This window comes from Niastella koreensis GR20-10, from assembly GCF_000246855.1.
GTDB classification, from domain to species: domain Bacteria; phylum Bacteroidota; class Bacteroidia; order Chitinophagales; family Chitinophagaceae; genus Niastella; species Niastella koreensis.
In genome coordinates this window covers 5,453,308-5,480,090 of record NC_016609.1, presented here as the reverse complement: position 1 = coordinate 5,480,090, position 26,783 = coordinate 5,453,308, and the positions used below count along the sequence as shown (strand labels likewise).

Sequence of the window (26,783 nt, the reverse complement as noted above, 5' to 3'; positions counted from 1 at the left end):
TCTGCTTGCAAGTTGAAGCTTGTAGCTAACATCACGATAAAGAAAAAGCCCCAACGATAATCGTCGGGGCCTTTTTATTAAAATGCTTTCTTATTAGATGTGAATCGCTTCCCCATAAGCCACTTCAATAGCTTCCTTAATATTCTCACTCATAGTTGGGTGAGGGTGGATGCTATCCAGTACTTCGTGGTAAGTAGTTTCCAGTTTGCGGGCAACTACAGTTTCGGCGATCATTTCGGTAACGTTGTAACCGATCATGTGCGTACCCAGCCATTCGCCGTATTTAGCATCGAAGATAACTTTTATGAAACCTTCGTTGTGCCCGGCAGCAGTAGCTTTACCGGCAGCGCTTAATGGGAATTTACCTACTTTAATTTCATAACCGGCATCTTTAGCCTGTTTTTCGGTCAAACCAACTGAAGCAACTTCAGGTGTGCAATAAGTACAACCTGGTACGTTACCGTAATCCAGTGCTTCGGGTTGGTGAGCATATTTCTTTTCACCGTAGGCAATGTTTTCAACGCAAATGATACCTTCTTTAGAAGCCACGTGCGCCAATGCCTGACCAGGAACGCAGTCACCGATAGCGTAAATGCCTGGTACGTTGGTTTTGTAATATTTGTCTACAGCAATTTTGCCTTTCTCAGTTTTTACGCCGAGTGTTTCCAGGCCAATACCTTCAATGTTGGCAGCTACACCTACAGCGCTCAGTACAACATCAGCTTCGAGGGTAACTTCACCATCTTTGGTTTTTACTTTGGCTTTAACGCCGTTGCCGCTGGTATCAACACTGGTAACTTCAGAGCTGGTCATGATCTCGATGCCATTCTTCTTGAAGTTCTTTGCCAGTTCTTTTGAAATTTCTTCGTCTTCAACAGGAACGATGCGGTCCATGAATTCAACGATGGTTACTTTAGTACCCAGGGTGGCGTAGAAGTAGCCAAATTCAACCCCAATGGCGCCACTACCTACCACGATCATGCTTTTGGGCTGCGTGGGCAACACCATAGCTTCGCGATAGCCAATGATCTTTTTGCCATCTATTTTCAGGCTTGGCAGTTCGCGGCTGCGACCACCGGTAGCCAGAATGATATTTGTTGCTTCAACGATCTGCGCTTTGCCCTCATTGGTTACTTCAATCTGACCTTTGGCTTTCAGTTTTCCGAAGCCCATGATCACGTCGATCTTGTTTTTCTTCATCAAAAACTGAACACCCTTGCTCATTTTATCGGCTACACCGCGGCTGCGCTTGATTACTGCCGAAAAATCAGGGGTGCCAGTGGCTTCGATACCATAATCTTTTGAGTGCTTAATGTATTCAAAAACCTGGGCGCTTTTCAGCAGGGCTTTGGTGGGAATACAGCCCCAGTTCAAACAAATACCACCCAGCGCTTCCTTTTCAATGATTGCGGTTTTGAATCCCAGTTGAGATGCCCGGATAGCTGCCACATATCCGCCGGGGCCGCTTCCGAGAACTACTACGTCGTATGCCATTTCGATTTACGATTTTAGATTTTACGATTTACTGATTCTTCCGGCAGTATTCTATTACTGACTTGCTTTGCCTTTTTCTAATAAAGACCTGCGAAGCTACTCGAAAATGAGAAAAGAGCAAAAAAAAGGGACTGTCAGGGTGCCGGAGCTTTTGCAATAATTTTTATTGTGTTACGTATTCCCTTTTTTTACACATGCCGGAAAAAAATAGTTAATAACCAATTAAATGGCTCAAACAGGTTGGTTCAATTTATTACCTTCATTTCAACAATCGCTGCTATGAAAAAGTTTATTCGCGTAATTGTGACCATTATTCTGGTGATAATTGTGGCTTTCAGCGCCTATGCAGTTATCTCGGGCCGGACTTATTTGTTTGAGGCCGTATGGTACAATTTTGCCAATATCGACGACTACGAAAAGTTCACCAATAATACCGTGGTAACGGGTGAACCGCAGCCCTGGAACCTTTCTAAAGACTACAATAAGAACCCACTGCCCATTGCCCTGAAGAAAAAGCTCGAAGACCTGGAAACCGTGGCGGTGCTGGCTATTAAGAACGATTCCATCCTGTATGAATTTTACTGGGACGGTTACAGCGATTCGTCCTTGTCGGGTTCATTTTCCATGGCCAAAAGCATTACCAGTCTGCTGATAGGGGCGGCAGTAAAAGAAGGGAAAATACAGTCGTTGCAGGAACCGGTGGGTGATTTTTTGCCCGAGTTCAGAACCGGCGATAAAGCCAAAGTGCGCATTATTGACCTGTTGACCATGAGCAGCGGCAGTAACTGGGATGAATCCTATGCCAATCCATTTTCGGTGACCACCGAGCTATATTATGGCCACAACGCCTATAAAACCGCCACCGGCATTTCCATTATACACCCGCCAGGTACGCTGCATGCCTACAAATCGGGCGATACCCAGTTGTTGGGACTGTTACTGGAAAAAGCCACCGGTAAATCGCTCAGCGCCTATGCCTCGGAAAAATTGTGGCAGCCAATGGGGGCCGAGCATGCCGCCCTGTGGAGCACCGACATGATTGGCGGGAGCGAAAAAGCCTATTGTTGCTTTAATTCCAATGCCCGCGATTTTGCCCGGTTGGGCCAGCTGATGCTGGACAGTGGCCGCTGGAAAGGCAACGAGATCATTCCCATGGATTATTACCTGAACTCCATAAAACCATGCAATATCCCCGATAACAGCGGACTGCGCTGTAATTACTACGGCTACCAGTGGTGGATCATTCCCAGCAAACCCGACATCTTTTATGCCCGCGGCATTCTGGGCCAGTATGTAATTGTAATTCCTTCCAAAAAAACGGTTATCGTACGATTGGGGAAAAAACGGGCCGATGAAAAGATCGATAACGCCCCGGCGGAGGTGGATGCGCTTATCCGGTGGGGATTATTGTTCTGAGTTCCAGGTTCCGAGTTCTGAGTTCCAAGTTCCGAGTTCTGAGTTCTGAGTTCCAAGTTCCGAGTTCCAAGTTCCGAGTTCCAGGTTCCGGGTTCAGGGTTTGAAGTTCAAAGTTTTAGGATGCCCAACCCTGAACTTGGAACTCGGAACTAAATAACTATTCTTACCTTTGCCGCTCAAATTTTATTATGAAACTGGATTTACTGGCCATTGGCGTTCATCCTGATGATGTGGAACTGAGTTGCTCGGGTACCTTGATTAATGAAATTAAGCGAGGCAAGAAGGGCGGAATTATTGATCTTACCCAGGGTGAACTGGGCACCAGGGGCACCATTGAAACCCGTTATGCAGAAGCGGCCGACGCTGCCCGGATCATGGGGGTGGAGGTACGCGTGAACCTGAAAATGCGGGACGGCTTTTTCCGTAATGATGAAGAACATCAACTAAAGCTGATACAGGCCATCAGGACCTATCAACCTGAAGTGGTGCTGGCAAATGCCCTGGACGACCGGCATCCCGATCATGGCCGTGCCGGCCAGCTGATAGCTACCTCCTGTTTTTTGTCAGGACTGGCAAAAATTGAAACCACCGACGAGAGCGGTAAACCACAACCCCGCTGGCGCCCTAAATATGTGTTGCATTATTTGCAGGACTGGTACCACGAACCCGATCTGCTGGTAGACATAACCGATGTATTTGACCAGCGCATGGAGGCCATCCTGGCCTACAAGACCCAGTTCTTCAACAATGTAGATGGACATGAAGGGCCACAAACCTATATTTCTTCCCCCGATTTTCTGGATAGTGTAACCGGTCGCGCCCGCATGATGGGTAAGCGCATTGGCGTAAAATACGCCGAAGGGTATGTTAGCGAAAAGAAAATTGGCATCAGTAACCTGGATGCTTTGCTGCAGATAGAAACTTAGGCAAGTTGACCAGTTGACGGGTTGACGAGTTGAAAAGTTAACAAGTTGATAAGATAATAAATCAACAATTTAGACGGTTCCTTGTTATCATGCAAACAAAGAACTTAAAACAAAGAACAGAGACTAAGAAATGACAAAAGTAAAAATAGGCCTGGTGCAAATGAGCTGCACCAACGATAAAGAGGCTAACCTGCAAAAAGCAATTGAAAAAGTACGTGAGGCGGCAGCCAAAGGTGCGCAGATCGTTTGTTTGCAGGAGTTATTCACCTCGTTGTATTTCTGCGATGTGGAAGATTACGAAAACTTTAAACTGGCGGAGCCTATTCCCGGACCTTCTACCGATTCACTAAGCAAAGTGGCTGCAGAAACCGGTGTGGTGATCATTGCTTCTTTGTTTGAAAAAAGAGCACAGGGACTTTATCACAATACAACCGCGGTGCTGGATGCCGATGGCACTTACCTGGGCAAGTACCGCAAAATGCATATCCCTGATGATCCGGCGTACTACGAGAAATTCTATTTTACGCCCGGCGACCTGGGATATAAAGTATTCAAAACAAAATTTGCCACCATTGGGGTGCTTATTTGCTGGGATCAATGGTATCCCGAAGCTGCCCGCATTACATCCCTGATGGGCGCGGAGATCCTGTTTTACCCAACTGCTATAGGCTGGGCTACTTCGCAGGACGATGCAACAAATACCGAGCAATACAATGCCTGGCAAACCATTCAACGCAGCCATGCCGTAGCAAACGGCGTACACGTAGTAAGTGTAAACCGCGTTGGGCTGGAACAAAATGGCCTCATGAAGTTCTGGGGTGGGTCTTTTGTAGCTAATCCGTTCGGAACTGTAATGTATCAGGCTTCGCCCGATAAAGAAGAAGTGCATGTGATGGAACTGAATACTGAGTTGAGCGATCGTTACCGTACGCACTGGCCATTTATGCGCGACCGCAGAATTGATTCCTACCAACCTATAACAAAGCGGTATATTGACGAAGACTAGTTCATAAGTTCGTAGGTTCTTAAGTTATTAGGTTTTTAACTTAAGAACCTACGAATCTAATAACTTACGAACCGGCCTCTCCAACACTACGAATAAAGCAATTAAGACCAACGGCTAATGAAGACACCCAAAGAATTAGGCTATTACTTTCCAGCAGAATTTGCTCCGCATACAGCTACCTGGCTGAGCTGGCCGCATAAAGAAGCATCGTGGCCCGGTAAGATTGAAACGATTTATCCTTTTTACAGTCAGTTTATAAAAGAAGTGGCAAAAAGCGAAGAGGTGTGCATCAATGTTGTAGACGATGCCATGAAAGCCTTTGCTATTAAAAGTCTTACCGAAGCAGGCGCCGACCTGGGTAAGATCAAATTCTTTATTCATCCAACCAACGATGCCTGGTGCCGCGATCATGGTCCGGCGTTTTTGATAAACCCTAATGCAGATATCAAAAAGGTGATCGTTGACTGGGGGTATAATGCCTGGGGTAATAAGTATCCGCCCTATGACCTGGATGATGTAATTCCTACCTTAATTGGTAAACACTATAATATTCCGGTATACCATCCCGGTATTGTAATGGAAGGAGGTTCGGTAGAATTTAACGGACAGGGCACTTTGTTAACGTCAACGGCCTGTTTGCTGAATCCCAACCGTAACCCGCATTTGAACCAGCAGCAGATAGAAGAGTACCTGTATAACTATTATGGTGTGGAGCAGGTATTGTGGGTTGATGAAGGCATTGTAGGTGATGATACCGACGGCCACATCGATGATACTGTCCGTTTTGTAAATGCCAATACCGTTTTAACGGTGGTGGAAGAAAATAAACAGGATGAGAATTACGACTTGCTGCAACATAATTTGCGTCAGTTAAAACAAATGCGGTTGTTAAATGGCCAGCAATTGAATGTGATAGAGCTGCCTATGCCAGATGCCATTGAATACGAAGGACAGCGTTTGCCGGCTTCCTATGCGAATTTTTATATTGCCAATGCGGCAGTGATTGTTCCTACCTATCGCTGCGCCAATGATGATAAAGCATTGCAGATCATTCAACAAAGCTTCCCTGATCGTAAAGTAACCGGGATCGATTCTACAGATATCATCTGGGGATTGGGCAGTTTCCACTGTTTAAGTCAACAAGAGCCTGCAGTTTAGGTATTTAGGTTCATTTTATTACAAGATTGGGACTTATGTTGCTGAAAAAAGCAAATTTCCCATGAGAAATTATCTTTTTCTCATGGGAAATTTATTTTTCTCATGTGCGAAAAGTAATTTCTCAGGTGCGAAAGTAAATTTCCAATGGGCGAAGATTCATTTCGCATGAGAAATCTTTCTTTTCATATGCAAAAAAGCATTTTTCCCATGCGCGAAGGGCTTTTTCTCATGAGAAATTTTGTTTTATTAATAAAATGGGGTGATTTCTCAGGCGCTAAAACTAATTTCCCCCGAGAAAAGATCTATTTCTCGGGGGAAATTGTGATTAAAAGGAGGAAGTCCTCCTGAATTATCAATAAAGTTTAAAGCTCGTCGAATCCTACTCTTTCCAATTTCGACCGGTAGTTATTAATGCCAAAACTAATGGGAATACTCAGATGGGTTATAATAAGCTCATTCTTAAACCAGATGGTAGAAAGGGTTGAGATGGATGTTCCATAGGCAGGCTTATTTGTACCTATTTTTTTCTTTCCAAAGCTGCCGTCATTCAAATTAACCTTGTAACTAAAATTGTCAAAACCTCCATTAGCATTTTCCCCGGATAGAAAAATCAGGTTGTCATTAATGATACGGCAATTGAGTCCAATGTTAATGTAGGCGTAAGTTGAAGTGAGTTTTCGTATTGCAATGTCACGCTGCAGCTTCATTTGTTTGTCGAAAACAGAAACTAAGGCGGTTCCACTATTATATGTGACAACATCTTTATTGTTAATTGAAGTCTCGCCGTATCTGGGTTCTCTAACCACGATAACCTTATCGTTGGTGAAAAGAATATCTACAGGTATAAGTTCCCGGTATCTTTCAAAATGATAGGGTGTTGTTTTTTTAGCCAGTGGTGCTTCATTTACAGTATCAACCTGGTTGTTGTCAAAGTTGAATAAAAAATGGCTGCATACGTAGTCCAGGTCCTTGTTAACCAGCCTGAGCGAAATGGCTATAGAATTATTGTTACCGGGATCAGTTCGCATTACTGTTTTATAATCGAGATCTTTACGCATTGTCAATGGTGATTCCAGTTTACTTAATAATGCTCCTTCATGGCTGAATTTTTCCACTACCAGAGACGACCAGTTTTGAAGATAACCTACAAAAAAACTCCCATCTTTACCGGCACTACTGGCTATATATTTTTGTTCGGTTGCAATGCCCGGAACATCTTTGTTTGCCACACTGCCATCCGCGTTGAATGTTAAAAGATAGAATCCTTTTGAATTATATCCATCGAAATAATGCAATACAAATTGAATGAAATTTCCGGAAGCGTCATTTAGAAGGTCTGCATTTACATATTTGCCGGCATATAGCGTTTTGTCTTCGATTATCTGTTGGGATTTGATGTCGATGGTGGCTGCATTTATTTGTTTTGTGTATTTTGTAATGCCATAATGGTCATCGTAGTACCCTTTTTTAGCATAAAATACCAGGAAATGGTCTTTGTATTTACTGATACCCAGTATGCATCCCTTAAAGGGCATTTCCCATTCAATGCCGCCCTTATTATTTACCATTACAATTCCATATTCAGCTTTTTTGTGTGCCCATATGGCCAGCGATTGGGTTTCGCTTACCGGGAATGCGCCTTTGATGTACCAGTTTTTTTCGACGCCTGCCGTATCTTCTTTTTTCTGTGCAAATAAGTGATTACAGGAGATAATAAGGGTTGTTGCAATCACCAGGGTTTTTAAGAGTTTCATCAATATTGGTTTGAGGTTATGTCAATAACGAGAACCTGGTGATTATATTGGTGCATGCAGCAACTAAAGTATATATTCAAGGTAGGTTAACCGAATAGGATACAAAATTGTACTGGTATGTGTTCAATTGAATTAAGAACTTGACTGTGATCAATGCCGTTAGTTTCATAATTGTCTTCAGGTGATTTAGTTTTACTGTTATCAATTTTGTTACCTGCTTATGAAATACGATAGGTATGAATTTATAGCTGGCGAAAGTTTTATGTTCTATAAATTTGAGAGTGATGGACCAAAGGGAAAAGTTACAAAGCTTATACATTTTACTGAAATGGAACTAAAAGGTTTTTTATAATCTTGGGTTTGGTGATAAAGATCATAAAACAGGTGAAATTGATGATACTATTATAACAAATAATGGAGATAGTCAAAAGATACTTGCGACAGTGGCTTACACAATTTATTCCTTTACAGATAAATATCCTAAGGCATGGATTTACGCAATCGGCAGTACAAAAGCCCGTACAAGGCTTTATAGGATGGGAATTGCCAATAATTTGGTTGAAATCTTACAAGGGTTTGAAATTCACGGGTATAAGGATAATTCGTGGCATGAATTTGAGAAAAATGTGGATTATGATGCATTTCTTATTAGAAGAAAAAATTAGTAAATTCGTATTATGAAAAATAAAGGTTTAACAAAGACGAAATTTCCAGGAATGTACCTGGATAAATCCTTAGATGAAAAATACAAAGGAAAAGTAATCTTTCAAGAAAAATTGGATCTGGCTAATATGATGCTTAAAATCCAGGGTGTGCCTGAGGCCGCAAAAAAGTATTCAGAAACTCACTCAAAAAAATAAGGGCCAACCCCTTTGGTCAGCCCCACCTTGTCCGTCCATTACAAAATATTTTCAAGGTATTTATAACCGGAACCTGTATTAAGTAGCAATATTCTTTCTGCCCGTTGAACCGTTCCTTCCTGCACCAGCTGTAACAATCCTTTCCATAAAGCGCCGCCTTCAGGAGCAATGATCAATCCTTCTTTTTTGGCAATTTCTTTAACCGCTGCCACCATATCATCATCGCTTACAGCGAGTGGTTGCCCTTTTGATTCGCGCAACGCTTTCAGCATCATGTCTTCTGCAAATGGATTCGGCACTGCCAGTCCGTTAGCCAGTGAAGGCTGACCAATGTAATTTTTTGCATTGGGTTGTAAGCCCAGCCAGGTTTGTACTACGGGCTGGCAATTCTCTGCTTGTATGGCATACAGGCGGGGGAGTTTGGCGCCGATCCAGCCCATTTGTTGCATTTCTTTAAACGCCTTCCACATCCCGATCAATCCGGTGCCGCCACCGGTGGGGTAGAGGATCACATCGGGTAAAGTCCAGTTGAACTGCTCGGCTATTTCATAGCCCATGGTCTTCTTGCCTTCCAGGCGGTAAGGTTCTTTCATGGTTGAAATATCGAAGCAATTGATAGTTTCTTTTAGCTGGGCTACTTTTTTCGCACAATCGCTGATGAGCCCATCCACTAAAATCAGTTCGGCCCCGTATAACTCACACTCATCTTTAAACACCTGTGGCGTATGGCGCGGCATTACTACAATAGCTTTAATATCTGCCTTGGCGCAGTAAGCTGCGAGCGCTCCACCGGCATTACCCGCAGTTGGTATTATACAGGTATGAAACCCGAATTCTTTTGCTTTGGAAACGGCGGCGCTTAACCCTCTTGCTTTAAAGGAACCCGTTGGGTTTTTTGATTCATCCTTTAAAAACAGGTTGGGTAATTCGTAGGCAGACTGTAACCGTTTTAGTTCAAGAATGGGTGTCATTCCTTCGCCCAAACTCACCATGTTCTCTTCTTCAAATACCGGTAGCACTTCCTTGTATCGCCACATGGTGGCTTCCCGGTTATACAGCACCGTTTTTTCAGGAACTTCTGCCAGGTTGTATTGCGCAACCAGCGGTTTATTACAGCAGGTTGAAAAGGTTTGCGGCTCAAATGCACTGTATGCTTGTCCGCATTGCGAACAGGTCAGTTGTGTTAAGGATGTAAGTGTGTGTACTGTTTTCATTGCAAATGTATAACGATGTAAAAGTAATAACCACTTGCAAGTGAAACGATACCGATTGCTTATATGCTATAACTTTTTGTTATAATGGCTGGTGGCGAGTTTTATAAAGAGTTGATTGATACGGTCTGCTTCGGAGCCGCGGCGTTGCATAAAATAAAAGGAACGATGTATGGTTAAACCAGGAATGGTTAACCGAACCAGTTCACCGTTTTTCAGTTGCCGCGCTACTGAACGCAATGGTAAAAAGCCGAGACAGGTATCGTCGAGCAGGAAATTCTTCAACGCTTCGGTGCCGCCTAAAACAATTTTGTGTTGCAGGTCGGCTATGCTGAGTTTACATTTTTGTAAAGCTTCTGTTACGGCCGATAAGGTGCCCGAACCTCTTTCGCGTAGGGCTACCGGTATGGTTTTTAACTCATCGGGGGCAATGTTTTTTTTCTTTACCAGGCTGCTTTTGGCGCTGCACACCGGGATTACTTCATCTGTTAAAAAGAACTGGTATTTCACCGAAGTAATGGTATTGCGGCCTTCGGTAATCGCCAGGTCAATTTCATGATCCAGCAGGGCCTTTAATATGTTTTCGGAGTTGCGGTTCACCAGCTTCAGATCGATATTGGGGTATTGCTGGTGAAAGGCGGAAAAAACAGGGGGAATGACGTATAAAGATATAGTAGTGCTGGTACCCAGGGTAAACGATCCTTTGGCCAGTTGCAGGTCTTTTTGTTTGCTGATGTCGAACTCCAGCTGGCGTTGCAGTTCGCGGCCTTTTACCACATATTCAAGCAGGATCTTTCCTTCGCTGGTGAGTGATACGCTATTGCCTTTGCGTTCAAACAAACTGATCTTATAATGTTTTTCGAGCGACTGAATGTGTTTGGTAATTGCAGGCTGACTGATGTACAGGATATCGGCAGCTTTTGAAAAGCTGAGGTTAGTGGCTACCTCGAAAAATACTTCGTGACTGTAACTAAGCATTTTTATTAGTTCAGAGTTCCAGGTTCAGAGTTTCGGGTTCCCGGGTGCCGCGCTGGGGTGTATTGCCTATGGCTTACAGCTTGCAGCTTTTTTATTCAAAAAAGGCGCAATCTGATGATTACGCCTTTTAATATAATGTAAACTCACTTTATTCGTGTATCGCTACAATAGGAACGTGGCTGTGATAGGCCAGTCTTTTTGTATGGCTGGTTTTGAACAGACTGGGTACAAATGACCGGTCTTTTGGGATAATAAAGATCAGATCGATATTTCTATCTTCCACGAACTGGCTGATGGCGTCAAAGAAATCATACTGCCTGATGAAAGAGAACTCAGGTTTATAATCCTTGAGCATGGTTTCCAGTTTTTTTCTTTCTGCCTTGTATTCATCGGTCAGCTCTACATAGTGTTCGCTGTCCACATTCACAATATGCAGGGCTGGTTTAAACAGGTCGAGCGTAGCCTTCAGCGGAGCCACCGGAATGGTAACATCTACTTCTTTAAAGTCGCTGGCCAGTACCACGTTTTTAATAGTGCGGTATTTTGCATCAGGCGGAATGATCAATACCGGGCAAACCCCTTCCTTGGCCATATCGAGGGTGTTGCTGCCCATAAAGATCTGTTCGAGGCGGGTTGCGCCGGTAATACCCATCACTACCATGTCAATAGCCTGATGGCGAACATAGCGCGTTAAGGTCTCCACCAGGGATGAACCTTTTTCCATTGCAAACTCAATGGGCGCCGTTGGTGCTACGGCCAACAGTTCTTCTTTTAACTGGTCCAGCGCCTGAGATAATATAACCCGGCGGTCATCATCATCTTCAGTCAGCGGTGAACCGTCTGAGCCACCTGTGATCTTATCAGACACATGAATTAATATAATCTTGGCGTTTTGAATGTCTGCGGCCATTTGCGCAGCAAACATAGCTGCGTTCTTTGATGTGTCGGAGAAGTCAGTCGGTACAAGCAGTTTCTTCATGTGTATTTGATTGTTTTTGGGAAGTTACAAATTAATGATCATTCCATAAAGAGGATCAATCGTTTGCATTAATTTTCTGCTAAGGGAGCGGCGAAATTCCCTTAATTTTAAAAATAGTCATCTATAATTAAATGCCTAAAATGAAATCACTCAGCTTGTTATTTGCCAGTTTCTGGATGGTTGCTGTAGCCGTATCTCAAACCACTTCAGACATCTCCATTATTCCGCAGCCGGTTTCCCTTGAAAAAAAGACCGCCCGTTTTGTGCTTAATAATCAAACCAAAATAGTGGCGGATGCTAAAAATGCCGATGTGCAACGTGTTGCCGGTTATTTTAGCAGCCAGGTAAAAAAGGCCTCCGGTTTTACGATGGCGCAGGCGGCGCCGGCAGTTAAAAGCAATATAATCAGTTTTACTCTGAACCACACGGCCGATAAAAATATAGGAAAAGAAGGTTATACGATTGACGTAACAGCCGCCGGGGTGCGGGTTTCTGCCAACGACCCGGCCGGGTTGTTTTATGGGATGCAAACTTTAGTTCAGCTGCTGCCCAAAGAAATTGAAAGCAAAACAGTGGTAAAGAAAACCAACTGGGTTATTCCCGGGGTACATATTATGGATTACCCGCGTTTTGCCTGGCGCGGTTTGATGTTTGATGTGGTGCGTCACTTCTTTACCAAAGAACAGGTGAAAGAGTATATAGATGATATGGTGAAGTATAAATACAACTTATTGCACCTGCACCTTACCGACGACCAGGGCTGGCGCATTGAAATAAAATCGCTGCCTAAATTAACCGAGGTGGGCGCCTGGCGCGTAGACAGAACCGGTACATTCGGCACGTTAACACCACCGGCAGAAAATGAGCCGCGCACCTATGGCGGGTTTTATACGCAGGATGATATTAAGGAGCTGATAAAATATGCGGCTGACCGATTTGTGAATATTTTGCCCGAAGTAGACGTGCCCGGTCACAGCATGGCTGCGGTAGCCAGCTATCCTGAATTGTCGTGTACACCGGGAACTTACCACGTTAGCGCCGGCGAAAAATTTATGCAGTGGGGCGATGGTACTTTTTCTGCCCTGGTTGATAATACCCTGTGCCCCGCCAATGATAAAGTATATGAATTGCTGGATAAAGTGTTTGGCGAAATCGCGCAGCTGTTCCCCTTTGAATACATTCATATGGGTGGTGATGAGTGCGCCAAGAACTTCTGGGAGAAAAGCGACGCCATAAAACAACTGATGCAAAAAGAGGGGTTGAAAGACATGCATGAGGTGCAAAGCTATTTTGTAAAACGGGTAGAAAAGATCATTGAATCGAAAGGAAAAAAACTGATTGGCTGGGATGAGATCCTGGAAGGCGGTCTGGCCCCCAATGCAGCTGTAATGAGCTGGCGTGGTTCTTCGGGTGGGGCAGAAGCAGCCAAAATGCAGCATGATGTAGTGATGAGCCCTAATAATAATGTTTACATCGACCTGATGCAGGGCGATGGCGCCATTGAGCCTCCCGTGTATAAAACCGTACGGTTAAAAAGCAGCTATGCTTTTGAGCCGGTTCCTGAAGGCGCGGATCCGAAATACATTAAGGGTGGACAGGCCAACCTGTGGACAGAACAGGTCTACAATATGCGTCATGCGCAATATATGACCTGGCCCCGCGCTTTTGCGGTGGCTGAGTGTGTTTGGACGCCCGCCGACAAAAAGAACTGGAACGACTTTATACGCCGGGTTGAAGATCATTTTGGCCGTTTTGATGAAGCCGAGATCAAATACGCGCCCAGTATGTATGATCCTATTTTTGATGTGAGCAAGGAGGGCGATTTGCTGAAAGTAGACCTGAGCACCGAAATAGAAGGACTGGATATTTATTACAGTTTTGATAATTCATTCCCCGACCGGTTCTACCCCAAATACACCCAGCCGGTGCTGGTGCCTAAAGATGCAAGCACCATGCGGGTAATAACTTACAGAGGTAAAAACCCTATCGGCCGCATGATAACTATGCCGGTAGCGACCCTCAAAGCCAGGGCTGACAAGAAGAAATAATTAGCTAATGTGATAATTTGCTAATGTGATAATTCGATAATTCGATAATGAAGAAGGCCCGCTCGCGATGCGATCGGGCCTTCTTTTTGAAAATAAAATAGGAACGCCGGCCGTACTTTTGTTTAATCCTTCACGTGTACATAGGCGTTCCCCTGGCAAGAAAATTTTTATACTGGAATAGTATTTTTCACATTCCGTCTTTAACGTTCGGGCTTTTAAAACTATTGGCAAAATATTTTTTACCGTAATGTTTAAGCCCGTGTTTTTGACTACCTTTTACATTGGCATTCAAGGTGTAACTTAAGAAAAAATCACACCGCTTCTCCCGCATGCTTCGATGTTTTCACATACATTATTGAATCTTTAACACTCTTACTAAACTGAGGGCGCAACGGATTTATTGCGTGGCCTGTCAATTAAAATAGATCATCGACCCTGTATAACAAGGTGATGATTAACCGCTAAGCAAACAAGTGGTTCCTGCATCTTTTCTGTACATAGTTTAGGGTTTAATCAATCATTACTGGTCTTCTCCCGGTTCCAGCCATGGGAGGAGACCTTTATGGTTTTGTTAACAGTAATTCTACGGTAATGAGGGGCGCCGGGCATAATTGATGTAGTCTAGGCAACGAGGGAACAAGGCATCAAGGCAACGAGGGCGCGGCAACAAAGAACTCTGAACTTGGAACTCGGAACTGATTAAAATAGGTAAGTTAAGGGGTATTATCATCACAAAAGGTCTTCCCGTCTGTTCGGGAGGGCCTTCTTTTTTGGGCGAAAAAAAAAATCCCCAAAAACCATGAGCGTGGATTTTGGGGGCAAAATAAAAAGCGTTCCAGGTAAAATGGAACGCTTTTTATTAATGTATAACCTGTTTATTATGTTGATCTGATGTGTATTACAGACTCATTTTCTTTTTCAGGTTGGTGTCTATTGCATCCAGAAATTCTTCGGTATACAGGAAATCTTTTCCATGTTCTACCTTATTTCCATGAATACAAACGGCCAGATCTTTAGTCATTTTACCACTTTCAACTGTTTCTATACAAGTAGACTCTAATGTGTTGCAGAAGTCGATAAGGGCCTGGTTGCCGTCCAGTTTACCGCGGAAAGCCAAACCTCTTGTCCATGCAAAGATAGATGCGATGGGGTTGGTGCTGGTTGGTTTGCCTTTCTGGTGGTCGCGATAGTGACGGGTTACGGTGCCGTGAGCAGCTTCCGCTTCCATGGTTTTACCATCAGGAGTAATTAATACAGACGTCATTAAACCCAGAGAACCAAAGCCTTGTGCAACTGTATCGCTTTGTACGTCGCCATCGTAGTTTTTGCAGGCCCATACAAAATTGCCATTCCATTTAAGGGCGCTGGCAACCATGTCATCGATGAGGCGGTGCTCGTACACGATACCTGCAGCATCGAAGGCTTGTTTAAATTCGTTGTTGAAGATCTCTTCAAAAATATCTTTGAAACGGCCATCGTACTTTTTCAGGATGGTATTTTTGGTGCTCAGGTACAAAGGCCATTTTTTTGCGAGGGCCATGTTAAAGCAGCTACGGGCAAAACCCGCGATGCTTTCATCGGTATTGTACATGGTCATGGCAACGCCATCACCTTTGAAATTGAATACTTCAAAAGTTTGTGGTTCGCCACCGCCTTCAGGAGTAAAGGTCATGGTTAATTTGCCTTTTCCTTTGATAACAGTATCAGTAGCGCGATATTGATCACCAAAAGCGTGACGGCCAACGATAATAGGGGCAGTCCAGTTGGTAACCAGGCGGGGGATATTGTTGATTACGATGGGCTCACGGAAAACTGTACCGTCCAGGATATTACGGATGGTACCATTGGGGCTCTTCCACATTTGTTTCAGGGAGAACTCTTTTACGCGGGCCTCGTCGGGGGTGATAGTAGCACATTTGATCCCTACGCCATACTGTTTGATAGCATTGGCGGCATCAATAGTAACCTGGTCATTGGTTTTGTCGCGGTATTCAACACCCAGGTCGAAGTATTTAATATCGACGTTTACGTAGGGAAGGATGAGTTTGTCCTTGATGAACTTCCAGATAATGCGTGTCATTTCATCGCCATCCAGTTCTACAACAGGATTCTGTACATTGATTTTTTGTGCCATAGATGCTTTTTTTTTGCCTTCAAATAAGGGTGCAAACCTACAGCAGAATGGCCAAATGGGCAAAAGGCTTTTTAGCTCCCAAACAGCGTACAGGTATGATGTTTTTCCATCGGCCCGTACATAGTTGTACTTAATAAAATGAGGCTCCCGGTTAAACCAAACTAATAATTGTTGATAAATTCTAACTTGCAGTATGGTTGCTATATTACAAAAGTATATAGACCAGTTTATCGATCTTCCGGCAGAAGAACTGGAGGCCCTTATCAATTCGATTGAAGTAAGACAGGTTGATAAAAAAGTTCGGCTAACTGACATTGGGGAATCTGAGAAGTATTTATACTTCGTAATAAAGGGGTTAGCCCGAAAATTTTTTCTAAAAGGTAAAGAAGAGATAATAACCCAGATAGCGAAAGAAGGAGAGCTCATCTCTTCTTCCGTATCGTACTTTTCCGGAATGCCGAGCACCTATGTAATTGAGACCATAGAACCTACCACTTTTTACTCCCTTGCCCACGACAGGGCCGAACAATTATACAGCCGCTACCCTAAATTGGAACGTTTGAGCCGCCTGATCATTACCGAGCTGTTTTTGCAGAAAGAAATGTGGGAACTGGAACGCATCCGGTATAGCACAAAAGAGCGATTTTTGCGTTTTATGAATGAAAACCCGGAATTGTTTCAACGGGTGCCCCAAAAATACCTGGCATCTTACCTGAACATAAAACCGGAAACGTTCAGCCGGCTTAAGCATTTGCTGAGAAGTAAAAAATCAGATGCTCCTTATCTTAAATGATAAAAATTTATGGGGGATAAAAACATTGTTGCCCGGGAATGTTATGAACTGCTACTGGGATACCTGCAGCGGTTTTCAAGTGTGAGCCGCGAAGGGATGGAACAATTGATACCTTATCTGGAGATCCGCCAATTTGATAAAAAAAGAAAACTGGTAAACCAGGGCGAAATGGAGGACTACCTGAATGTGGTAATAAAGGGCCTCGTTCGCAAATATATCCCTTCTTCCATCAGGGGCGAAGTAACCCTGCAACTGGCCACCGAAGGGCATTTTATCCAATCTGAAATATCTTTCCACCACCGGGTGCCTTCTGAAGTGGTTATTCAAACCCTGGAGCCTACCGTGCTGGTATCTATCCACCACGATCGTATGAACGAGGCCATGAATAAATTTCCCGAAGCGGAAAACCTGGGCCGCATCATCATCATGGAAATGTTCATTAAAAAAGACGCCCGCTATTTTGATCAGTTACTTACCTCCACCCGCGATCGCTTTATAGATTATATGAATAATCACCCGCATATGTTACAAAGAGTTCCGCAGAAAGTTTTAGCCAGTTACCTTAATATTAAGCCGGAAACTTTTAGTAGGTTGAAGCATCTGTTGCTACAGAAGAAATAGTTCCGAGTTCCAGGTTCCAAGTTCCAGGTTTCTTAAACTCGGAACTCTGAACTCGAAACTCTGAACTCGGAACTCTGAACTCGGAACTCTGAACTCTGAACTCGGAACCCTGAACTAGGAACTCTGAACTCGGAACTCTGAACTCGGAACTCGGAACCCTGAACTCTGAACTTATAAGTTAACTACCAGTATCGGAATCTTCAACTCATGTCTAACAGAGTTTATCGTTTCCCCATACAACCAATCTTTCAACCCGCTATGCCTGTGCGCGCCAATGACTAACATATCGGCCTGGGCTTCGTTGATGATGCGTATTATTTCTTCGGAGCGGTGCCGGAAACCCAACTGACAGGTGGCGGTTAACCCCTGTTCGTGTAATTGTTGTACATACAATTGTAAACGGGCTTCATCGTGCTGCGTTTCGTAATCATCGCTTTCCTTGCCCAGCAAACGTGCCGAGGCGCTTTCCACCACGTGTATCAGCAGGTATTCTGCATTGCCCTGGCCCTGCCCAATGGCATGCGCCAGTAAGGTATTGTCGTGTTTACCAAAATCCAGCGCTACTGCAATCTTTTTATAAGCGGGAATGGTCAATTGTTGTAATCCTTCCAGGTGCGGGTGTATGGTAATAGAGGTTTCCTTTGCTCTTTTATTAATGATGGGATGGAAGATAATGTACCCCAGCAAACCGAGAAATGCCGCCCCGCCCACAATGATCAATATTTCCCAGCCAAGGTTACCTGATTGCGAAAACACTTTACCGGCTTCGTTAAGCACCATGCGAATGTTCAGGTATACCAGGATTGCGGTCACTACCCAGGCAACAAACTGTACATAGGGTTTGATGGCAAATTCGCCCATTGTTTTTTTATCGCTTACAAAATGGATCAGCGGAATAATGGCAAAACCCAGCTGCATACTTAAAATAACCTGGCTTAGCACCAGCAGGCTGTCCACCTCATGTTCACCCGCAATGGCAATTACCAGTATAGCAGGAATAATAGCCAATAACCGGGTGAGCAACCGCCGCATCCACGGGTTGATGCGCAGGCGCAGGTAGCCTTCCATTACTATCTGCCCCGCCAGTGTTCCGGTTACTGTTGAGCTTTGTCCGGCCGCGATGAGCGCCAGTGCAAATAAGATGGGGGCTAATTTGTTGTTCTTGCCCAGCAATTCATCCAGCAACCGGTGCGCATCTTTTATTTCAGCCACATTGGTGTAGCCTACTTCAAAAAATACTTTGGCGGCCAAAATCAAAATGGCTGCATTTACCAGGAAGGCGAGGTTGAGGGCAATGGTTGAATCAATAAAGTTGAATTTTAACGCCTGCTTAATGCCTTCTCTTGTTCTGTTGATCTTACGGGTTTGCACCAGGGCGGAATGCAGGTATAAATTATGCGGCATTACCGTGGCGCCGATGATGCCAATAGCAATGTACAGGGCATTATCATTCACAAAACGGGGAATGAAACCCGTTGCTATTGCTGCAGGCGCGGGACTGGCAATAAGGATCTCCACAAGGAACGATAATCCAATGATGGCGATCAGCCCGATTATAAAGGCTTCCATTTTGCGAATGCCCAGCTTTTGTAATAACAACAGTAAAATGGTATCGAACACCGTTATTGCTACCCCCCAGATCAATGGCAGGCCGGTGAGCAATTGTATCCCAATGGCCATTCCCAGCACTTCGGCCAGGTCGCAGGCGGCAATGGCAATTTCAGCCAGCACATACAGCATTAAGTTTACGGGACGGGCGTACGCTTCGCGGTTAGCCTGCGCCAGGTCGCGCCCACGCACAATACCCAGGCGGGCGGAGAGGCCTTGCAGTAACAACGCCATCAGGTTACTCATTAACAACACCCAAAGGAGCGAGTAGCCAAACTGGCTGCCGCCGGCCAGGTCGGTTGCCCAGTTGCCGGGATCCATATATCCTACACTAACGAGGTAAGCGGGGCCAAAAAATGCAAGCGCCTTTTTCCAGCCAATTTTTTTCCGGGATACATCAACGCTTTCGTGTACATCACTTAACGAGGCTTCCCCCTTAATTCTAGTCATCATATTTCACAAATACGTTTTTTGCTACGTGTTCACTAATGGTTTCGGATTGATTTTTGATCTTTATCTCCAAAGAATTATCAAAGGCAAACTTTTTCTTTACTTCCAGCCGGGTGCCCATGGCAATGTGCTTATGGTTTAACAGCTCCAGCATTTCAGCACTCTGATCGCCAATGCCGCTTACTTCGGCAACCTGGTTTATGGGCAGGTTCAGCAGATCAACCTGGTGGGTGAGTGTCCAGCGGCCCTGGCTGTCGGGGATGGGATCGCCATGCGGATCAGTTTTAGGGAAACCTAAAAATTCATCGAGCCGGTCAATCAGCTTTTTGCTGCTGATGTGTTCCAGTTCCTCCGCAATTTCATGCACCTCATCCCAGCGAAAATGCAGTTTTTCCACCAGGAAGTATTCCCACAACCGGTGTTTACGAATGATCTGCAGGGCTACTTTACGCCCTTCGGTATTCAGTTTAAAGCCCTTATATTTCTCATACAATAATAATTTCTGCGCTTTCAGTTTCTTCAACATATCCGTAACTGAAGCAGGGCGGGTTTGCAATTCACCGGCAACATGGTTGGTGGTAACCGTGCCATGTATTTCCTGCAGGTGAAAAATAGCTTTCAGGTAATTTTCTCTGCTGCTCGAATATTTTGGGCCCATACTGCTTTTATTGCTTACCTAAAATAAATTTTAGACAAATCTAAAAAATAAAAGGGGTACTTCCAAGCAATGCATGTTGATTTAACACGTTTAGCCCCCCGGCCCCCTCCCAACCTCTCCGCCAACTGGCGGAAGGAGTTTGGGGACACCCAACTCTTGCAATCAAAAACCGAAGCAATCAGTCGCGAGGTTTCTGACACCCCCTCCACCGGAGGGGGAACGGGGGAGGCCGGGAGGGGCCCTTTTTTTGAAATGGTGATGAATGCTTATTTTTATCCATTAACAGCTCCTGGATTATTTATGAAGAAGTACTTTATATGTTTGGGTTTGATAGTAATATTGTTTGCCTGCAAAGACAAGAAAGCAACTATAAAAGCTGGTGAAATAACAACAGCTGCCGATTTTGTTGCCTTTTACCCTGAAGTTCCCCTGCCGCATATTATTGCCGATACCATGTTGGCAAGAAAGCCAAATACGACATTAGCGCTTGATTTAAATACCTTAAGCAAGTATATACCCGACAGCGTTTGGAAGAAGGATTTTGGCAAGAATGCATCGCCTAAATTCTATGCATTGGGCCGGGCAAAAGAAAAGGAAAAAGAAAATTACCTGTTCACCGAGGTAACGGCCGGGAACAAAAGAATAGCTTACCTGGCCTGTTTTAACAATGATAACAAATTCTTAAAGGCCATGCCTTTGCTGAAAACCGGTTTTGAAAGATATACTTCTGCCTATGGTATGCTCGATTCCAAGTTTCAGATAACTACCTATCGCGAAACAAAAAAGACCGCCGACGACATTGTTTTTAAAAGGAATATTTACTTCTATGACCGGAACGGGGATAATTTTACCCTTATTGTAACTGAACCAAATGAAGATATTATTGAGGATGTTGTGAACCCCATAGATACAATGGCGGCCACCCATAAATATTCCGGTGACTATGTTGAAGATGCGAAAAATTTCATTTCTATCCGCGATGGAAAGAACCCATCGGAAATGGTATTCTTTGTACATTTTGAAAAGAACGATGGCAAATGCAATGGTGAATTGAAGGGTGCCGCGCGTTTTATTTCGCCTACGGTTGCACAATTTGTTAAAAGTGATAATCCGTGTTCGCTGGAGTTTACCTTTACCGGAAGCAAGGTAACCATGAAAGAGAACGGGCGTTGTGGAACGTTCCGGGACATCCAATGCTTTTTCAATGGAAGCTATGCTAAGAAAAAAGCAGCGAAACCCAAAGCTAAAAAATAACAACAGGGCTGCTAACTGAGTACGTACTAACACTCATTAGTAACAGGTAGAAGGTAGCTGTATCATATAACTTAAGTATTTCTACAAAATACGATTTTGGAATTTGCGTTATATTCGCCCGGATTTAGTACCTGAAAGTTAAAATGAACAGTGTATATGAGTTTTACCAATTTTACAGTTCCTTACCCTATTGAAGGGAAATACAGCAAGCGAGTGGCTTATTTTTCAATGGAGTATGCCGTGCATCAACCATTGAAAATATACAGCGGCGGATTGGGCTTTTTATCTGGTTCGCATTTGCGCAGTGCGTATGAGTTGCAGCAGAACATGGTGGGCATTGGCATCTTGTGGAAATATGGTTATTATGATCAGGCCCGTAACCAGGACCATACCTTGCAGGTTACCTGGCTGGAGAAATATTATCATTTCCTGGAAGATACCGGTATCAAGTTTCAGATTACCATCCACGATGCTTTGGTATGGGTGAAAGCTTATTATCTGAACCCGGAAACATTTAAAACAGCGCCGCTGTTTTTGCTGAGCACCGATTTGCCGGAGAACGATCATATTTCACAAACCATTACCCATCGTTTATACGATGCCAATGTGGCCACCAAAGTTGCCCAGTTTATTTTACTGGGTGTGGGCGGCGCCAAGCTGATGGATGAAATAGGGTTCAACCCCGAGTTGTATCACCTGAATGAAGCGCACGGAGTATCATCAGCATTTTACCTGTACAAGAAATTTGGCAATAAGGTTGATGAAGTGAAGAAGCGTATGGTGTTCACCACACATACACCCGAGGAAGCAGGTAATGAAAAGCACGATATTAACCTGTGTCATAAAATGAGTTACTTCTGCGGGCTCAGTCTTGAGGAAGTGCGCAAGCTCACAGGTATACAGGACGATCTGTTCAACCACTCACTGGTAGCGTTGCGTTTTGCGCACCTGGCCAATGGCGTTTCAAAATTACATGGCGAAGTTTCAAGAGCCATGTGGGGCAAATATGAAAACATTTGCCCGATCATTTCCATTACCAATGCACAAAACTGGCGTTACTGGGCCGATAAACAATTATACCGTGCTGCGGAAGAAGGCAATGACAGCTGGTGGGACGATCGCAAGAAGTACCTTAAACGCCGGTCGTTTGAAATTGTGGCCGATCAAACCGGTAAGCTGTTCAACCCGAATGTATTTACCATTGTATGGGCGCGCCGTTTTGCCGGTTACAAACGTGCAGAATTGATTACCCGCGATAAAGCCCGTTTTGAAAAATTATTAAGCAATACCAAACACCCGGTGCAGATCATTTGGGCTGGTAAACCTTACCCAATGGATTACCCCGCTATCAATGATTTCAATTACCTGGTGAACCTGAGCAAAGCATATAAAAACGTAGCCGTGCTGATCGGTTATGAACTCGGGTTATCAAAAAGATTGAAACAGGCAGCTGATGCCTGGTTGAATAACCCCCGCGTTCCCCGCGAAGCATCGGGCACCAGTGGTATGACGGCTGCCATGAACGGCGCCATCAACTTCAGTACCGATGATGGCTGGATCCCCGAGTTTATTGATCAGGGCCATAATGGGTTTGTAGTGCCTAAAGCCGATTACGCCAAAATGAATGTGCAGGAGCAGGACCAGTACGATCTGGATAAAATTTATGACATGCTTGAGCATGATATTCTTCCTATGTACTACGAGCGCTACGATACCTGGCGCCAGATAGCCAAGAACGGCATGCGCGATGTGCGCTTCCAGTTCGATTCGGGCAGAATGGCGAATGAATACTATGAGTTGTTGTATAAGTAGGGTTTAAAACGTCATTATATTATTGTAAGGACCATCTGTTTTTCAGGTGGTCTTTTTTCGTGAATCGGCAAACGGCAAACCGCAAACCGTGACGCGGCCTTCAGGGGGAGCAATACAGCCTCGCGATAAAATTCAACCTGTTAACCTGTCAACTTGTTAACCCGTCAACCTATATCAACGTTATCAACACTATCAACCCTTCTTCCTGGTTAACTGGTCAGCTTTTCAACGCATTTATGTAATTTAAATGAAACGTGCATCCATCATAAAATTTCAACTTAAATATGAAATATATGAAAGGCATGCTCCTCATTTTGATAACATTGTCGCTGGTGGGTACGGCACTGGCCAATGGCGATAAGAATATTGTTCCTTCAGTATTGAAATCGGCCATGGTGTACCGGGTGGGCGCCGAGTTAACGCACAGCGCCAAAGCCACGTTGAGCCAGGGAAATAATGAACTGATAATCGACGATATCAGCAACCGCCTTGATATTAACAGTCTGCAAATAGGCAACAACGGCAATGTGACCATACTATCGGTTGAGTTCTCCACCAACTTTTTGCGCTCCGAACAAAAATTGCCCATTGTTAAAAGGCTCGAAGATTCCCTGGAAACTGTGAATGATGAAATAATCAAGGTTCAGGTAGTATTGAAAACAGATAAAGAGTTATTGGATCTTTTAAAAGCGAATAAAGAAATACGCGGTGAACAAACAGGGTTGAGTGTTATTGAGCTCACGAAAATGATGGATTATTACCGGACGAAGACCCTGGAATTGCAAAGTGAGATCAGCCGGTACACAGATAAAGAAACGAAACTGTTGGGGTCGGTTGCCAGAATAACCAAACAGATAAAAGAAGAAGAACAGAAAAATAATAAAACCATCGGCAGGTTATCGTTGCAGTTGTATTGCCCCCTGGCTGGCCAATACGACTTCACTATATCGTATGTAACGCCTGCTGCGGGCTGGAACCCTTCTTATGATCTGAAAGTTGAGAATATCAATAAGCCTGTTGCATTGGCTTATAAAGCCAAATTAACGCAGTCTACTGGTATCGACTGGCAACAGGTGAAGCTGTCTTTGTCGACTTCGGTTCCTGCACAACATAACAATGCACCTGAGATTAAATCATGGTTTCTTGCTTTTACTTCCAATGCGATTGAAAATGCTTTATCAGGAAGAGTATCTGGGTTGTCTGCACCTGTTGCTGCCTCTATGTCCGAAGTGGTAGTGGTTGGTTATGGAAAGTCTAAAGATGATTATGAAGATGAAAAAAAACAACAGGCGGAACCGGTATATGTAGTAAATGGATCAATCATTAGCAAAGCTGAATATAACAAGATTGAAAAGCGGGCCATTAAAAATAAGGAAGTGTTGAATGCCGGCCAGGCAGCTGCTATTTATGGCAGCCAGGCTTCGGGTGGGGCAGTAGTGGTAACGCTGAAGGAAATGGGCGATTATGTAAACATTAAAGACAATGAACTGAACGTGGTGTTTGATATAGATATGCCTTACGATGTGCCTTCGAATGGAAAAGAACAGAATGTAAACCTGAAAGATTTCAAAGTGCCCGCGCATTACAAATATTATAGCGTTCCCCGCCTGGATAAAGACGCTTACCTGGTTGGTGAAATAGTTGACTGGGAAGCGTTGAACCTGTTGCCGGGTGAGGCCAATATTATTTTTGAGGGAACTTATATTGGCAAAACCTCCATTGATGCCAATTCTGTGCAGGATACCCTGAATCTTACTTTGGGTAGAGATAAAAGGGTAGTGATCACCCGTGAAAAGCTGACTGATTTCAGCAGCGTGAAATTTTTAGGTGCTAACAAAAAGCAAACCTTTACCTACGAAATAACGGTACGGAACAACAAGAAAGAAGCCGTTCAAATGGAGTTGCGGGACCAATATCCATTATCGACCAATAAAGATATTGAAGTAGAACTGTTACAATCCGATGGGGCTGCGGTAAATGAAGAAACGGGTATTTTAACCTGGAAACCACAACTGGCGCCGGGCGAAATAAAGAAATACCGGGTAAGTTATAGTGTGAAGTATCCAAAAGACAAGTCGCTTAATCTGTAGGTGCTAAATAAAAAAATCCCCCCGACGATACTGCCGGGGGGATTTTTTTATGCATGTATTATTGCTTTACTATTTCGAGTAATTCTACATCAAAGATGAGGGTTGAACCTTCTTTAATAGTAGGACCAGCAGGGTTATCGCCGTAAGCCAGGTCAGAAGGAATGAACAGTTTCCACTTGCTGCCAACAGGCATCAACTGTAACGCTTCTGTCCAGCCGGGAATTACATTTTTTAAACCCAGGGTAATAGGCTGGCCACGTTCAACAGAACTGTCGAAAACAGTACCATCGATGAGGGTACCATGGTAATGAACTTTTACCTGGTCGTCGATAGATGGTTTAGGACCATTACCTTCTTTTATAACCTGGTATTGTAAACCGCTGGCTAAAGTAACAATACCTGGTTTCTTTTTATTTTCAGCCAGGAAAGCCTGACCTGCTTTTTTATTGGGAGAGGCGTTTTCGCTGCGTGTTTTCTGCATATAACCAACAATACAGTTATTAACCTGTTGTTCGTTCAGCAGGGCTTTGTCAACCTTTGAATCAGCAAGGGCTTTCACCACCAGGTTGTCGTTTATATTGCTTATGCCCTGGGCTTTGTAAAAGCTGGCGATACTTAAACCAATAGCATAACTAAATGAATCGGCAGCGTTTTTCAAAACGGGGACAGATTTTACAGGAGTAGCGGTTTTTTTAGTAGCTGCAACCGGCTTTTTCTTAGCAGTAGACTGGGCCAGCATCGCAGTGGCTGGTAAAACGGCTAAAGCCAACAGCACATATTTTTTCATTAATTAAATTTTAGGCATCAAAAGTAAGTGAATGAAACGAAAAACCGGTTGAAATATTGTCACATGGCGGGTTTGGGGGTAATTGGGTCCTTATAGCGATGTTCATACGGCTGACCGGTTACAATGGCCAGGATGTCTTTTTCGAGTGAGGTTACGGGCGATTCGACCACCCGGCCTACCTCGCGCTGGTTTTCAAAGATCAGCAGGGTAGGAACCCGGCGAATGTTTAACCCCCGTTCTTCATGGCCGGGACTCTGTTTATAAGCGGTATCGCTGTTATTAAGGGTTATCAATTGTACCTGTGACGGTTTAACCCGGCAATAATCGAGGATCTTGTACAGGCGGGGTACTTCACGGCGGCTATCACCACACCAGGTTCCCATAAATAACAGGAACTGTTTATTTTTCAATAGGGGTTTTATTTGGTTGGCGGTAGTACTATCAACCGTATAGGCTTCAAAATTTTTAGTGTACCAAACATCGAATGGGGCGCGCACCAGCCGTTCACGGGTACATTTACCAAGTAATATCAGGTTACCTTTTTTATCTGTTGCTTCCAGGTTAATTGTTTGAGCGGGTTTGCCAGCCATTTTAGGGGTGCAGGCGGCCAATACAAAAATAGAGATAGCTATAACAGTTATATGAACTGATTTCATGATTATTTAATTGAGGAGTGAGGGAATGGGGATAATAATACAAATATTCTACACCTTACAGGCATAGAGAGCCGAAGATTCAGGCTGCCA

Annotated in this window: 22 protein-coding genes and 1 pseudogene; 13 read left to right on the top strand and 10 right to left on the bottom strand. The window is 44.1% G+C overall.

The annotated features are described in order from the left end of the window. Positions 1-93: 93 nt before the first annotated feature. Positions 94-1,494, bottom strand: coding sequence for a dihydrolipoyl dehydrogenase (gene lpdA, locus NIAKO_RS21495; protein ID WP_014220556.1), 1,401 nt, complete (start codon positions 1,492-1,494; stop codon positions 94-96). A 279-nt stretch (positions 1,495-1,773) separates the two neighbouring features. Here lpdA and NIAKO_RS21490 point away from each other — a divergent pair, with 279 nt between their 5' ends. From NIAKO_RS21490 to NIAKO_RS21475, 4 genes are all read left to right on the top strand, one after another. Then, positions 1,774-2,910: a serine hydrolase domain-containing protein gene (locus NIAKO_RS21490; protein WP_014220555.1), complete on the top strand. Its 1,137-nt coding sequence runs from the start codon at positions 1,774-1,776 to the stop codon at positions 2,908-2,910. Between the two features lie 188 nt (positions 2,911-3,098). Next, a complete protein-coding gene (gene bshB1 / locus NIAKO_RS21485) occupies positions 3,099-3,836 on the top strand; it encodes a bacillithiol biosynthesis deacetylase BshB1 (RefSeq protein WP_014220554.1) in 738 nt (245 codons plus the stop codon). A gap of 130 nt (positions 3,837-3,966) precedes the next feature. Continuing rightward, complete coding sequence (locus NIAKO_RS21480; RefSeq protein WP_014220553.1) at positions 3,967-4,842, top strand: carbon-nitrogen hydrolase; 876 nt, start codon at positions 3,967-3,969, stop codon at positions 4,840-4,842. Positions 4,843-4,959: 117 nt separating this feature from the next. Further along, positions 4,960-6,000, top strand: a complete 1,041-nt coding sequence (locus NIAKO_RS21475) for an agmatine deiminase family protein (RefSeq protein WP_014220552.1) — start codon at positions 4,960-4,962, stop codon at positions 5,998-6,000. A gap of 362 nt (positions 6,001-6,362) precedes the next feature. On the opposite strand, the gene NIAKO_RS21465 is transcribed toward NIAKO_RS21475, so the two are convergent. After that, positions 6,363-7,754: a hypothetical protein gene (locus NIAKO_RS21465; protein ID WP_014220550.1), complete on the bottom strand. Its 1,392-nt coding sequence runs from the start codon at positions 7,752-7,754 to the stop codon at positions 6,363-6,365. Between the two features lie 220 nt (positions 7,755-7,974). Here NIAKO_RS21465 and NIAKO_RS39795 point away from each other — a divergent pair, with 220 nt between their 5' ends. From NIAKO_RS39795 to NIAKO_RS21455, 3 genes and pseudogenes are all read left to right on the top strand, one after another. Next, on the top strand, positions 7,975-8,106 hold the full coding sequence (locus NIAKO_RS39795; RefSeq protein ID WP_394365504.1) for a DUF6934 family protein: 132 nt from the start codon (positions 7,975-7,977) through the stop codon (positions 8,104-8,106). Between the two features lie 4 nt (positions 8,107-8,110). Next, positions 8,111-8,419, top strand: a pseudogene (locus tag NIAKO_RS39790) (DUF6934 family protein); the annotation flags it as partial. 12 nt (positions 8,420-8,431) lie between these two features. Beyond that, a complete protein-coding gene (locus tag NIAKO_RS21455; protein ID WP_014220549.1) occupies positions 8,432-8,614 on the top strand; it encodes a hypothetical protein in 183 nt (60 codons plus the stop codon). Between the two features lie 38 nt (positions 8,615-8,652). On the opposite strand, the gene NIAKO_RS21450 is transcribed toward NIAKO_RS21455, so the two are convergent. The 3 genes from NIAKO_RS21450 to NIAKO_RS21440 form a co-directional block, all read right to left on the bottom strand. Further along, positions 8,653-9,828 carry a threonine synthase gene (locus NIAKO_RS21450; RefSeq protein WP_014220548.1) on the bottom strand — a complete coding sequence of 392 codons (1,176 nt, stop codon included), beginning with the start codon at positions 9,826-9,828 and terminating at the stop codon, positions 8,653-8,655. Between the two features lie 66 nt (positions 9,829-9,894). Next, positions 9,895-10,803, bottom strand: coding sequence for a LysR substrate-binding domain-containing protein (locus NIAKO_RS21445; RefSeq protein ID WP_014220547.1), 909 nt, complete (start codon positions 10,801-10,803; stop codon positions 9,895-9,897). A gap of 148 nt (positions 10,804-10,951) precedes the next feature. Beyond that, the gene (locus NIAKO_RS21440) at positions 10,952-11,782 is read right to left on the bottom strand and encodes a universal stress protein (RefSeq protein WP_014220546.1); all 831 of its coding nucleotides are present in this window, start codon (positions 11,780-11,782) and stop codon (positions 10,952-10,954) included. Between the two features lie 140 nt (positions 11,783-11,922). Here NIAKO_RS21440 and NIAKO_RS21435 point away from each other — a divergent pair, with 140 nt between their 5' ends. Further along, positions 11,923-13,830 (top strand): beta-N-acetylhexosaminidase, encoded by a 1,908-nt coding sequence (locus tag NIAKO_RS21435; RefSeq protein WP_014220545.1) that lies wholly within the window; start codon positions 11,923-11,925, stop codon positions 13,828-13,830. An 898-nt stretch (positions 13,831-14,728) separates the two neighbouring features. On the opposite strand, the gene NIAKO_RS21430 is transcribed toward NIAKO_RS21435, so the two are convergent. Then, a complete protein-coding gene (locus tag NIAKO_RS21430) occupies positions 14,729-15,964 on the bottom strand; it encodes an isocitrate dehydrogenase (NADP(+)) (RefSeq protein ID WP_014220542.1) in 1,236 nt (411 codons plus the stop codon). A gap of 193 nt (positions 15,965-16,157) precedes the next feature. On the opposite strand from NIAKO_RS21430, the gene NIAKO_RS21425 reads away from it, so the two are divergent. Both NIAKO_RS21425 and NIAKO_RS21420 read left to right on the top strand, forming a co-directional pair. Beyond that, positions 16,158-16,757, top strand: a complete 600-nt coding sequence (locus NIAKO_RS21425; RefSeq protein ID WP_014220541.1) for a Crp/Fnr family transcriptional regulator — start codon at positions 16,158-16,160, stop codon at positions 16,755-16,757. Between the two features lie 9 nt (positions 16,758-16,766). Next, a complete protein-coding gene (locus NIAKO_RS21420) occupies positions 16,767-17,378 on the top strand; it encodes a Crp/Fnr family transcriptional regulator (RefSeq protein ID WP_014220540.1) in 612 nt (203 codons plus the stop codon). Between the two features lie 171 nt (positions 17,379-17,549). On the opposite strand, the gene NIAKO_RS21415 is transcribed toward NIAKO_RS21420, so the two are convergent. Both NIAKO_RS21415 and NIAKO_RS21410 read right to left on the bottom strand, forming a co-directional pair. Then, positions 17,550-19,439 carry an Nramp family divalent metal transporter gene (locus tag NIAKO_RS21415; protein WP_014220539.1) on the bottom strand — a complete coding sequence of 630 codons (1,890 nt, stop codon included), beginning with the start codon at positions 19,437-19,439 and terminating at the stop codon, positions 17,550-17,552. After that, complete coding sequence (locus tag NIAKO_RS21410; RefSeq protein WP_014220538.1) at positions 19,429-20,094, bottom strand: metal-dependent transcriptional regulator; 666 nt, start codon at positions 20,092-20,094, stop codon at positions 19,429-19,431. The genes NIAKO_RS21415 and NIAKO_RS21410 overlap by 11 nt, the downstream gene beginning before the upstream one ends. A gap of 300 nt (positions 20,095-20,394) precedes the next feature. On the opposite strand from NIAKO_RS21410, the gene NIAKO_RS21405 reads away from it, so the two are divergent. From NIAKO_RS21405 to NIAKO_RS21395, 3 genes are all read left to right on the top strand, one after another. Further along, positions 20,395-21,348 carry a hypothetical protein gene (locus tag NIAKO_RS21405; protein ID WP_133055364.1) on the top strand — a complete coding sequence of 318 codons (954 nt, stop codon included), beginning with the start codon at positions 20,395-20,397 and terminating at the stop codon, positions 21,346-21,348. A 156-nt stretch (positions 21,349-21,504) separates the two neighbouring features. Next, positions 21,505-23,160, top strand: a complete 1,656-nt coding sequence (gene glgP, locus NIAKO_RS21400; RefSeq protein WP_014220536.1) for an alpha-glucan family phosphorylase — start codon at positions 21,505-21,507, stop codon at positions 23,158-23,160. Positions 23,161-23,444: 284 nt separating this feature from the next. After that, a complete protein-coding gene (locus NIAKO_RS21395; RefSeq protein ID WP_207622457.1) occupies positions 23,445-25,250 on the top strand; it encodes a DUF4139 domain-containing protein in 1,806 nt (601 codons plus the stop codon). 58 nt (positions 25,251-25,308) lie between these two features. Here the strand turns inward: NIAKO_RS21395 and bamJ are convergent, their stop codons facing one another. Both bamJ and NIAKO_RS21385 read right to left on the bottom strand, forming a co-directional pair. Continuing rightward, a complete protein-coding gene (bamJ, locus tag NIAKO_RS21390; protein ID WP_014220534.1) occupies positions 25,309-26,037 on the bottom strand; it encodes a BamJ family beta-barrel-assembly machinery protein in 729 nt (242 codons plus the stop codon). A gap of 59 nt (positions 26,038-26,096) precedes the next feature. Further along, a complete protein-coding gene (locus NIAKO_RS21385; RefSeq protein WP_014220533.1) occupies positions 26,097-26,693 on the bottom strand; it encodes a thioredoxin family protein in 597 nt (198 codons plus the stop codon). Positions 26,694-26,783 lie beyond the last annotated feature (90 nt).

Excerpts from the sequence above, each read along its gene's own strand:
- NIAKO_RS21480 (WP_014220553.1), top strand. The coding sequence starts at position 3,967 with ATGACAAAAGTAAAAATAGGCCTGGTGCAAATGAGCTGCACCAACGAT.
- NIAKO_RS21475 (WP_014220552.1), top strand. The coding sequence starts at position 4,960 with ATGAAGACACCCAAAGAATTAGGCTATTACTTTCCAGCAGAATTTGCT.
- NIAKO_RS21450 (WP_014220548.1), bottom strand. The coding sequence starts at position 9,828 with ATGAAAACAGTACACACACTTACATCCTTAACACAACTGACCTGTTCG.
- glgP (WP_014220536.1), top strand. The coding sequence starts at position 21,505 with ATGAGTTTTACCAATTTTACAGTTCCTTACCCTATTGAAGGGAAATAC.
- NIAKO_RS21435 (WP_014220545.1), top strand. The coding sequence starts at position 11,923 with ATGAAATCACTCAGCTTGTTATTTGCCAGTTTCTGGATGGTTGCTGTA.
- NIAKO_RS21415 (WP_014220539.1), bottom strand. The coding sequence starts at position 19,439 with ATGATGACTAGAATTAAGGGGGAAGCCTCGTTAAGTGATGTACACGAA.
- NIAKO_RS21430 (WP_014220542.1), bottom strand. The coding sequence starts at position 15,964 with ATGGCACAAAAAATCAATGTACAGAATCCTGTTGTAGAACTGGATGGC.
- NIAKO_RS21440 (WP_014220546.1), bottom strand. The coding sequence starts at position 11,782 with ATGAAGAAACTGCTTGTACCGACTGACTTCTCCGACACATCAAAGAAC.
- NIAKO_RS39795 (WP_394365504.1), top strand. The coding sequence starts at position 7,975 with ATGAAATACGATAGGTATGAATTTATAGCTGGCGAAAGTTTTATGTTC.
- NIAKO_RS21420 (WP_014220540.1), top strand. The coding sequence starts at position 16,767 with ATGGGGGATAAAAACATTGTTGCCCGGGAATGTTATGAACTGCTACTG.
- NIAKO_RS21410 (WP_014220538.1), bottom strand. The coding sequence starts at position 20,094 with ATGGGCCCAAAATATTCGAGCAGCAGAGAAAATTACCTGAAAGCTATT.
- bshB1 (WP_014220554.1), top strand. The coding sequence starts at position 3,099 with ATGAAACTGGATTTACTGGCCATTGGCGTTCATCCTGATGATGTGGAA.
- NIAKO_RS21465 (WP_014220550.1), bottom strand. The coding sequence starts at position 7,754 with ATGAAACTCTTAAAAACCCTGGTGATTGCAACAACCCTTATTATCTCC.
- NIAKO_RS21445 (WP_014220547.1), bottom strand. The coding sequence starts at position 10,803 with ATGCTTAGTTACAGTCACGAAGTATTTTTCGAGGTAGCCACTAACCTC.
- NIAKO_RS21455 (WP_014220549.1), top strand. The coding sequence starts at position 8,432 with ATGAAAAATAAAGGTTTAACAAAGACGAAATTTCCAGGAATGTACCTG.
- NIAKO_RS21425 (WP_014220541.1), top strand. The coding sequence starts at position 16,158 with ATGGTTGCTATATTACAAAAGTATATAGACCAGTTTATCGATCTTCCG.
- NIAKO_RS21405 (WP_133055364.1), top strand. The coding sequence starts at position 20,395 with ATGAAGAAGTACTTTATATGTTTGGGTTTGATAGTAATATTGTTTGCC.
- NIAKO_RS21490 (WP_014220555.1), top strand. The coding sequence starts at position 1,774 with ATGAAAAAGTTTATTCGCGTAATTGTGACCATTATTCTGGTGATAATT.
- bamJ (WP_014220534.1), bottom strand. The coding sequence starts at position 26,037 with ATGAAAAAATATGTGCTGTTGGCTTTAGCCGTTTTACCAGCCACTGCG.
- NIAKO_RS21385 (WP_014220533.1), bottom strand. The coding sequence starts at position 26,693 with ATGAAATCAGTTCATATAACTGTTATAGCTATCTCTATTTTTGTATTG.
- lpdA (WP_014220556.1), bottom strand. The coding sequence starts at position 1,494 with ATGGCATACGACGTAGTAGTTCTCGGAAGCGGCCCCGGCGGATATGTG.
- NIAKO_RS21395 (WP_207622457.1), top strand. The coding sequence starts at position 23,445 with ATGAAATATATGAAAGGCATGCTCCTCATTTTGATAACATTGTCGCTG.